Source organism: Bacillus cereus group sp. BfR-BA-01382 (assembly GCF_022663475.1).
Taxonomy (GTDB): Bacteria; Bacillota; Bacilli; order Bacillales; family Bacillaceae_G; genus Bacillus_A; species Bacillus_A thuringiensis_S.
This window is the reverse complement of record NZ_JAKUFQ010000162.1, coordinates 1-8077: the sequence shown is the minus strand read 5'-3', so window position 1 is coordinate 8077 and position 8077 is coordinate 1. Positions and strand designations below refer to the sequence as shown.

Genomic DNA, 8077 nt, shown 5'->3' with positions numbered 1-8077 from the left:
TGAATTAAAAAAAGATAACTATTCTATGTTTATTAGGAACATTTCCATGAAAAGGACTATCTTTGTAATTATTAGTGATATTATTTTTTTAGTTGCTTTCATTGTTATATGGATGCTAGCATTAAAATATTTAAATGATTTTAGTGCTATAGGATTATTAAGTATATTTATTATGACAGTAATTTTAGTAACAAATGGTCACATTTTTTATTTAAAAAGAGTTAATAAATTACATCCAGAAATTTTAGCGTGTTCAAACCACTAAGTTAGGTGAAAGAAGTGTATAGTGAATAGACATGTCTAAGAGAGATCCATTATTATAGGGACTGAAAATTATTATATAGATAAGAAATAAAACCTAAAGAGTATTTGTAGGTTTTATTTCTTATTAGTTAACCACACTAACTACTAATATTTTAAGGGATATATTAGTAGTTCAGTTTAATATAAATTTTTTAGAATTTATATTAAATCACTTTTTTCTTTTAAAGAGACTAGTTACCGCATTTATTGTTTTTTTGTACCAAGGTATTTTGCTGTTTGATGAGTCGTAATAATTTTTTTTATTTTTTAAATGAATTTTCTGTGAAGAAGTATTCTCTTTTAATGTGGATTTTTCTTGTTCATCTTTTGTTTCAATCGTTGTAGCAGCTACTTGTTGAAGCGAATTTGCTTCTGTTTTTTTATCCGAAATAGGAGCTGCTTTTGGGATGTTTAACAACTTTACTTCTTTTAATAATTGAAGAATTTTATCTTTTGCTAGAGGCTTTTGAAGCAATATATAAATTTCTTTCCCAAATCGATAGCTTTTTTTAATAGTTATATCTTCTGAACATATAAAGCAATTAAATGCAATAATATCATTTTGAATATGATAGGGGGAGTATACGGATATATTAGGTGCTGAAGTTATTTTTATTAATTCTTCCTGAATCGATTGTCTAATAATACTTTTTGAATTAGCTGTAAGATACTTATTTGAATCCAATAAGTATCCATAGTAATAAAATTGTTTACTCTTACGAGAATTTTTTCCCATTTGACATAAATACAAAGATTCTTTATTTTTTTGATTCATAATTACTGTATTGAATTTGAAAGTTCTATTTGTATTAAAGAAAGAGGGTTTAAAGGTTGATTTTGTGCCTGCTTTCTTTTTTAAGAAACATTTTTGTATGTATCCAGTATTATTCATTATGAATAATGAGTCTCCGTCGTATAAATACTCCAATTCATCCGGAACACGTTGATACTTTGTATATTTAGTGAAGTTTTCAAGTTTTAGTCTTTGAATATGAAAAATCCAAAGAATTGGATATCCCGCTATATTATAATCTCTTGTTCTTTCTTTTAATTCTTTTCTACCTATCTTGGAAGCCTGAAATTCAACTATGAATGTTTGATTATTTTCATGTATAACCATGTCAGCTTTTCTTTCAGGTATCAGAATTTTCTCGATTTCAACTACAAGTTCTGGCCGATTTCTTCTCAAATAATTCATGAAATTCATCTTCATATTTACATGCTCTTCCGACTCAGGCTCTGAATTAAATGGACATTGGCTTAATGATTTATGAGCGAAATGTGCAATCTTCTTATCTCCTTTTTTTAGTGTTACTGCAGATTTACAGTGTGGACATTTATAGTTATTTCCATCATTTTTTTCAGCTTCCCAGGCGAATACATCTATATCATCTTGATTCATAGCTCTTTGCATGATTACACCTCTTTAAAACAAAATTGATAAGAATATTTTACCATCTGTATGTTCTTGTTGATCTTTTAAAAATAAAAATATTTGTTATTCTTGTCTCTACATGAAGAGAATCTTGTGAATGCAGATTCAAATTGAAAAGATGAATTAGAAATTTGGAATTGATAGGTATGGAGTAGCATCTACTTAAAATGCAAAATAAAGCTTAAAAATAGCACAAGTTATCTTTAAAAATGACATGTTGAGGATTTTGCTAGGTTAGAATCTTTAGGTACTCACATCATGTGCACAATACTTGAATATTAGTTTTACGTATTGCTATGCTACAAGAAATTCTAAATCATAGTACGCCATAAATTAAATAAGGAAGAAAAAGATAATATACTTAATCCATTACGTATCTAATTTAGGGAAGTGTAAAATGTTCAGCAAACAACAAAAAATAACACCTAAAGTAATTGTTGGTGTTATTTTTTGTTGAACATCAAGGATAAAATCATTATTTTTACAATATCTAAATATGAAACTCCGTAATCTCTAAACGATTTATCCTATCATTTCTCGTTCCACCATTTTTTTATTTCTTTAATAAGAGGAAAATCTTCAGCTTGTTCTGTAGACATTTTATTTGCAAGTAATTCCCCAATTTTAAGCTTATTTTTTTCTGTAATTCCATGTACTTTATCAAACGTTCCATGATCTAAATTTTCTATGTTTCTATTTAAAACTTCCGCTAAAATATTTTTAGGATACATATTTTCTAATGTTCTATACCCTTTAAGCATCACGAATTCTACATTATTTTCAGCGCAGTCAACTTCATAACTTAATTTTACTTTTCTTATATTTCCACCTTGTTCTTCAGGTTGTTGTAAATCACTATCCAAAATAACCATACTTTTTTCATGCAATTTTTTTAAATCTTTTGCAGCAATCTTAAAGATATTTTCACCACCAAGAGGAATAATTAATATCCCTTCTCTTTCTATATTTAAACCAACCTTATCTAATAGTATGGTTAAAACTGTAACTTCAGTTTGTCCCTCAACAAACACTACACCTCTTGCAGCAAGGGCTAGAGGTAAATAAGCACCTAAAGTATTAAAAACTACCTCCTTATCAGCAATATCAATATCCTGACAAATAGTTTGATTACCATCATGATTCATTAAATATAATTTTTCTTTATCCTTTAAGGACTTTAATATAAAAGGAGAATGTGTTGCTAACATCCATTGTATTTGGAATTCACTAGAAAGCTTTCTAATTAACTTAATAAATCTCTGTTGCAGCATTGGATGTAAACCTATTTCAGGCTCATCAATGAATACAATATTCATTGATGCAAAATCGTTTAGCACCTTTGCAACAAGAAATATAGTATTATAAATTCCATCACCACTTCGGGATAATGGTTGTTCTTTTACACTTCCGTTTTGGTTCCAAGTTAAGAATATATCCTCAGATTTTTCATCACCTTGTGTAATATTTATATCAATCCTTACTAAATCAGGGAGTAAAACCCTGAAATATTTCATAAAATCATCGTATTTCCCCACAGTTTTCCCTTTTTCTGAGCAAATTTCTTTAAAAAAGGTTACTAATTGTGATTTTCGATCTTCTTCTTCGATTAAAGTTTGCTTATTACTTCTTGTAACACCTGGAACATATAAACAATTCATTCTTTTCACGGATCTCTCTAGTTCAGTTACAGAATTCATTGTTCGAAATAAGAAATCTGATAGTTCACGAAGATCTTCATATCCAAAGAAGTTCTCAACAGATTCATCCCAAAGTTCAAAATCAACTCTATCATCGTAAGAGCTAATGAAGAGTGGTCCCCTATTTAGTGGCATTTTCAATGAAATTACAGCATTTGAAAAAAATTCTGTAACCTTATTTTCTTCAATATTGATCCCTTTTTTTCCTAAGTTTTCTAAACGTTTTTTTAAAGCTTCATTTTGATTCATAAATCCCCGTATCTTTTCTAGATCTTCTTTCTTACATTTAAAATCAACCCTAATAAATTGTTTAGTGTTTTCTGAAACAAAACCTTTACGATGAGAACTTCCAATCATTAATTCCGTAAAATGCCTACCTCCTTCTATAACACCATTTAAACCAATAAATGATGCTAATAAAGCTGAAGTTTTACCTGTATCGTTAATTCCTGACAGAACATTAATATCGCTAATATCTAGCTTTAACGGCGGATTACCTCCAATAGATCTATAATTACTAATTTCAATACTATCTATATACATATTTACCTCCAAAAAAACTCCTTAAATTTCTAGTATAAATCAAATGAAAGATAATGAAACATAAAATTATGATAACATAAATTAACAATATTATACTTATAAAGTGATCCTTGTTTTTTATCAGATGCATGTCGTGATAATACAGAAACATCAAAAAATTGTGGAAGAAATAAATGAAGATAAAAAAGAAAAAAACATTATATATAAGCAATATATAAATAGATCCCAACGCATCATACCTCTGTTAATCAGCCACTATATTCTTCTACACGATCACATTGGTTGTTTTTGGTTATATAGAATTTATATAATAAATCTTAAATTTAGGGAAGTAGGCGATTTACGTAACTCACCCTAATATCCCAAAAGTTGATTCATAGCTAAAATAGATAAAAAATGTTTGCTTAATTTTTACATAAATGATTTTTTGTAATATATGTAAAAAAAGATGAGTTTACCTACATATATCCATGAATTATATTTAGTTATAATATGAAATTTATTTTCTTATAGTTAATAAATCTTAAATATAAATATATATATTTATATTTAAGAATGCTATATTCTTCTCTGTTTACTTATATTTATATTTTCACTAATTTAATTATGATGTAGATGTTAATTTAAAGTTATTTATACGAAATAACTAAATAGAATTTTTAGGAAGAAACAGTGGTATATCGTCTTGTTTTGTTAATTCACACAATTTTCAAAATCAAAATATATAGATGTGAATGTCTATTATATAAGATACTTGTCAAAGCATTCCCCCTGTAGTTTCTATGATGAATCTGTTAAAATGGTTTGTTTGTCCCGTATATTTACTTGAAACTAAAAAGAACTTGTAGTGATTCCTACAAGTTCTTTTTAATTTTCAGCTTAAGCAAACCTACAATAGATTTTAATCATTTTTTGCAGCTTTCATTATTTTATCTTCTTTCATTGTATAATTATATTGGTTAGTATAATTTTATTTTAGCAAAGGGAGAGAGACATTGATAAGATTTGTAATGATAGACATAAAGCTGAATAAGTTCGATTTTAACGAATATACAGATGAATTAATGCATAAAGTTAAACAAAATTTAAATTCAACAAAATTATCATTTTATGATACTGAAGATACTAAGCGAAGTTGTTATCTAATTTTATCTACGAAAGAATACTTTATTGACTTTATTTTTGTTCCTGCGGATGGAAGTTTCCAACTGAAAATTGATATTCGTGCAAAAGAAAATGAAAACGCTGATCAAGAGTTACATAATTTAAAAATAATGATAAAAGATCTTATAGTAGAAGATTGGGAACAGTGTATCTGGCTTACAGATCATCAATCAGAAGAATTTGCTGAAGATTTATACAAAAATGTTCACTTAGTTGAGAATAGTTTACGACGTCTGATAAATACTGTTTTATCGCACTATTTAGGAGGAGATTGGTGGAAGCTCATGCCAACTCACTTAACTAATAAATATTCATCAAGAATTCGTGGTTATCAAGACCGCGCACCCAGTTTTAAAAATGTCTATGCAAATTTGTTATCAATCGATACAGATGATTTAGTCAGTATTTTGGAATATAAAACTTATAGAATGAAAAATCAATCAATGTTTAGTACATCAAATCCTTTTATACCTGATACAGAAGAGAGTATCAAACTAAGGAAAGATCGTAGGAAATTTGAGCATATCTTGAGTGATATTATAAATAATAAAAAATCAATTGAATCTCATCAAAAAGCACTAACTGATTTATTAAAGGAACAAATGGAAATAGATATAGATTTTTGGGAAAAGTATTTTTCTCAATGGTTTTCTTGTTCACTAAGACAATTTAGTGGAAAGTGGAGCCATTTTAGTACTGATAGAAATCATGTAGCACATAATAAACTAATTGATGTCAAGTTATATCAAAAATATAAGAAAAGTATGGTGGACTTATTGGCGATAATAACTGAAGCTGAGGAGAAGTTTGAGGAATATTTAAAAGAAGCATCTACTCAATTCCTAGAATATATAAAGCAGACCGAAATTGAAGAGTCTTATCAAGCCAAGCGTCAAGAGAAGGAGTCCATCGCCGAACAGGCAGGAATAGAGATTATTGGTACAGATCAAATTATCAGCTTATTTCAAGAGCATATTACTGAAACTTTTGAAAGCATTAAGGATGAAATTTACTATAGAACTGACATTGAAGTAACTTATGACGAGCCTCTTTTGACTGAGTTTGAAAAGATATTAGAGATTAAGCATAATATTCTCAAAAGAAGTATACATGTGGATGTAGAACCAGATATAGATGAAACTGATGGTTGCACTAGTACAGTAGATTTTTTAGTCTATTATAATGAAGATTTACAAGGAAGTTTTAAAATTGACTATATTAATGGTGAAGCTGAATATGATGAGGATCAAGGGAATTTTATGCCTAAGACAGAAAATGAACTTAATATATCATCTTTAACAGAAGTAGACGGTTTAATCTATAGATTATTAGAAGACGAAATGCCTGAAGTTTCTGAGGACCATTTTGCTTCTTTTGTTTGTGAAGAATGTAGAGAATTGACTGTTAACTTGTCAGAAGAAAATAATTATGAATTAGGTATATGTATTAATTGTGGTCATAAAAATGCAGTAGGAGAATGCCCGAAATGTCATACTATACTTGATACAAAAGAAGCTTCACTATGTAAAGCTTGTATAGATGATATTCATGAAAATGAGTGACTTTCTACTATATGTTTTTAAAAGGTAAAGCTGAATTTTAAATCAATATTGAAAAGGAGTGTAGATTATATCCACACTCCTCTCTATATTTGTTAGTTCATTGTTACTTTTAGGGGCAGCACCACACATCTAGCAACTTAAGCATCTCGACTGAACTCCTATAAATCCCTATATATCTTAATTTCACGATTAATATATCCTATTTCCAACAATGCTTTCATAGAAATATAATGATAATGCTACTAACAGCAAAAAATTTTATTAACAAATGGAGTTGATCAATTGTTTTATAAAGTATTAAATATGTATAGCGTCATTAATTACGATAAAGATTTATACGAGCAGGTCCAAAAAAATATCGAAGAATCCAGAGGTTATGTTTGTTATATTAATTCCAAAAAGAACACTGGAAAAACAAATTCCAGGTATGAAAAGTATCTGCACCATAAGCAAGCGTTATATACAATTCATAAACCACATAATCCAACTAAACAAAAAGACAATTTCAATTATCACTATGAAGCTATTGTACCTCCTGATATTGATATGAAAAAAATTAATGAATTATATAAAGAATTTGGTGTTCAAGAAGATTACATAAATGAATACAAAATAATTAATGAAGAAAAGGATGGTTCTTATGTAGCAATACATACAACTACTCCAATTGAATGTCTTACACTTGAGAACTTAATTGAAATTGATAAAAAAATAGAAAAGACAAATCGTTTTAATTTAAGCAAAAATTTCGTTATGCACAATCATAAAAGATATATGCTTTTACCCTTTTTAATAAAAAACGAAGGTAAATTCACTGAAGCTTATGCAATTGCAAACATCTATGATATAGGTATAATTACTTTACAAATCACTATGACTTTTGAGCACAATAAAGTTATATCTACACCTGAGATTACACCAAGGAATATGAAAATACCCGAAGTTCATTTATATAAATCTAAAGAAAATTACAAATCAGATGATTTTTGGGAAAAAGATATTGTAAGTAATATCGACACAGATGAAATTATGGAGCATTATATCAAACAATTATCTAAACTAAGTAATATCACTCTAGAAGATGATCGTTTAAATCGTAGAATCAATTGGGTTTTCGGAGACTTTGATAAGAATAAACGTAGTGAAATTCAAGCCTTTATAGACAAGAATAAAGGTTTGTATACTAGTTACTTATTTAACGGAACAAAAGAGCATAGTAATAGATATTTCTTAAGTGAAGTAGAAGAAATATTAAAAGGATCCGAAGTTTATAAAAATAAACAGTGTATATATATGTGCAGTCCTACATTCTCTATCCTCACTTTCGGTTCATCTCTCTTTTATGAGAAGGCAAAAGAAATTTTAGAAAATCA

The 8077-nt window shown here is 28.0% G+C and carries 3 protein-coding genes and 2 pseudogenes; 3 read left to right on the top strand and 2 right to left on the bottom strand.

The features are described 5' to 3' along the window. Window positions 1-265, top strand: a pseudogene (locus MR160_RS32005) (hypothetical protein); the annotation flags it as partial. Between the two features lie 207 nt (window positions 266-472). Here MR160_RS32005 and MR160_RS32000 read toward each other — a convergent pair. Both MR160_RS32000 and MR160_RS31995 read right to left on the bottom strand, forming a co-directional pair. Then, on the bottom strand, window positions 473-1717 hold the full coding sequence (locus MR160_RS32000; protein WP_242299067.1) for a competence protein CoiA: 1245 nt from the start codon (window positions 1715-1717) through the stop codon (window positions 473-475). A 551-nt stretch (window positions 1718-2268) separates the two neighbouring features. Then, a complete protein-coding gene (locus MR160_RS31995; protein WP_242299066.1) occupies window positions 2269-3978 on the bottom strand; it encodes an ATP-dependent nuclease in 1710 nt (569 codons plus the stop codon). Between the two features lie 995 nt (window positions 3979-4973). Between MR160_RS31995 and MR160_RS31990 the strand changes: the two genes are divergently transcribed. Beyond that, window positions 4974-6704 carry a hypothetical protein gene (locus MR160_RS31990; protein ID WP_242299065.1) on the top strand — a complete coding sequence of 577 codons (1731 nt, stop codon included), beginning with the start codon at window positions 4974-4976 and terminating at the stop codon, window positions 6702-6704. Between the two features lie 282 nt (window positions 6705-6986). Beyond that, window positions 6987-8077, top strand: a pseudogene (locus MR160_RS31985) (hypothetical protein); the annotation flags it as partial.